The 2192-nt window shown below is 33.1% G+C and carries 4 protein-coding genes; 3 read left to right on the top strand and 1 reads right to left on the bottom strand.

What is annotated here, in order from left to right:
* Positions 1-929 (top strand): tetratricopeptide repeat protein (locus V7183_RS15350; RefSeq protein WP_335360082.1); only part of this gene is annotated, 929 nt, incomplete at its 5' end.
* A complete protein-coding gene (locus V7183_RS15345; protein WP_255257283.1) occupies positions 929-1063 on the top strand; it encodes a hypothetical protein in 135 nt (44 codons plus the stop codon). The genes V7183_RS15350 and V7183_RS15345, both read left to right, overlap by 1 nt.
* On the opposite strand, the gene V7183_RS15340 is transcribed toward V7183_RS15345, so the two are convergent.
* Positions 1064-1342 (bottom strand): hypothetical protein, encoded by a 279-nt coding sequence (locus V7183_RS15340; protein ID WP_097899739.1) that lies wholly within the window; start codon positions 1340-1342, stop codon positions 1064-1066.
* A 365-nt stretch (positions 1343-1707) separates the two neighbouring features.
* On the opposite strand from V7183_RS15340, the gene V7183_RS15335 reads away from it, so the two are divergent.
* Complete coding sequence (locus tag V7183_RS15335) at positions 1708-2154, top strand: FAD-dependent oxidoreductase (RefSeq protein WP_335360081.1); 447 nt, start codon at positions 1708-1710, stop codon at positions 2152-2154.
* Positions 2155-2192 lie beyond the last annotated feature (38 nt).

Genomic DNA, 2192 nt, shown 5'->3' with positions numbered 1-2192 from the left:
CCTTGTTAGATTTTAAATACAGACTACTTACTGATAGATTAAGCATTAGAAAAGACAGCTTTGATGTAATTGATTCTATTGATGAAACAACAGACAAGCTTACAGCTTATTATTATCATTCTTTCAAAGCTGAACATACTTTAATGTTTAGTGATTACAATGAAGCTAAAAGACAATATGAAGAAGCTGAAAGTTTATTAGAATATATTTCTGATGAATTAGAGCATGCTGAATTCAATCAAAAATTCGCTGTGCTACATCACACTTCTAAAATGCTAACATCGATCGAGTACGCAAGTAAAGCAAAAGAAATATTTGTAAAACATGCTGGATATGAAGTGAAAGTTGCATCTTGTGAAAATACATTAGGAACTGCTTGTATATTTTTAAAACAATTTGAAAAAGCAGAAGAACATTTGAATCGATCCATTGACATTTTACAAAAACATGGTGAAGAGAAACTAATTTTAGTAGTACGTCATAATCTTGGATTATTATATGCAACACAAAATTTATCTACATTAGCGATTCGTCACTTATCTGAAGTTACAGAACAAATTCCAAATCATTTTAAAGCATTGTTCTTACAAGCGCGTGAACATTATAAGCTAAAAGAAACAAATGTCGCTCAAGAACTCATCGAAAGAGGTTTAAAAGTTTGTAATGAAATAGGAAATGAAGAATATGTATATCACTTTAATATTTTACGTTTATTAAATGAAAGCAAACCTATTGAAGTAGTAGAAGAGGAAGTGAAAAAAGGTATTTCTTATTTCAAGAAACAAGGTTTATGGGATTTCGTTGAAGAATATGGAGAATTGTTAGCTGTTGAATTTCGTAAGTTAAATAATCATGAAAAAGTTAGTAATTACTTTGATGTGTGTTACGAAGCGAAACAAAAAATTTTTAGTAAAGGAGCATTGAAATAATGAAAAAAATTGTATTAGCAACATTAGGGTTAGTAATAACGTTAGCATTTGGTCTGAATAGTGAAGGTGGTACACAACATGCTCTGAAAAAAGAAGAAACTGTAATACAATACTCGCATGCTGATCATTTTTAATTAAGATAAACAAAAGAGACCTCGCGGGTCTCTTTTGTTATAGGGTATTGTATTCGACTCATGTTTAAGAAAGTTAGCTTCTATTTCATCTTCATATTTTTGTAATGAAGCAGGTACAAGAATGTTTAGAACGGAATCATCTTCAATCCAATAATCCTCAATCTTTCCTTTCTCACTATGAATTGGGTTGTAATGTAAGTAGTTCTTATTAATAGTAATTGTCTTACCACTTGGGGTAGTTAAAGGATTCTTCTTCCCTTCAGTATTTAATTTATACAAATTCCCTCTACTTGTCTCTTCGTAGTTGCTCGTATTAATGACAAAACCTGGTTGTTGTCTATTTAGATCATTTTTATTTTGCTTATTTTCAATTCGCCTATTGATTCGTCCTGTATCTTCTATTCAATTTTTTCAGCCATTCACTCCTATCCCTATGATTGTTGTATGTATAAAAAAATCATGAAAAAAATTTGTTTGGAAGTAACGTGAAATCAAATTTTTACGTTTATGTCACAAACTGAATTTATGATTCGTTATATGTGTAAACAAGCAAGGAGGAGTGGATTTGTATAAAAAAACGAACATGTATCATAATTGGAGGCGGATACGCAGGACTTAATGCTATAAACGCTATTAAGAAAAAAATGTCTGGTAGCAAATCCATACCCGTTGGCCTATGTGTCTGGACACTTGTCTTGTTGCCGAGCCCTGCACTTCACAAATTTGGATTACCCCTCACGGTTGATGGTCAAGTCATGGTGGATACTAGTTATCGTGTCAAGGGGGCTCCAGGTGTCTATAGTATCGGGGATTGTGCACATATTATAGATCCGGTAAGTGGACGAACAGACAGAATGACATGTAAAGAAGCCATTCCTCAAGCAATACGATTGGCAAAAGTCATTATGGCGGATATAAACAAACGTCCTGCACCCTCTCACCGAGCATACATGGATCTTTTCTGCATCGGCTTGGGACCAGAACGAGGAATGGTATGGATTCGGAAATGGGGACTGGATTTCCTAATTACAGGAAAACTCGGTTGGAAAATCAGGAAATTTACTTGGGATTCTGCAAGTTTAATAAAATAGAGTGAAAAACTTATTCAGACAAACTATATATACATCAA

The sequence above is a fragment of the Bacillus sp. JJ1127 genome (assembly GCF_036965845.1).
GTDB lineage: Bacteria > Bacillota > Bacilli > Bacillales > Bacillaceae_G > Bacillus_A.
Note: the sequence above shows the minus strand (reverse complement) of the source record. Positions and strands in the feature narration are given on the sequence as shown.

Bases quoted from the DNA above. Each gene is read 5' to 3' on its own strand.
- V7183_RS15345 (WP_255257283.1), top strand. From the start codon at position 929: ATGAAAAAAATTGTATTAGCAACATTAGGGTTAGTAATAACGTTAGCA.
- V7183_RS15335 (WP_335360081.1), top strand. From the start codon at position 1,708: ATGTCTGGTAGCAAATCCATACCCGTTGGCCTATGTGTCTGGACACTT.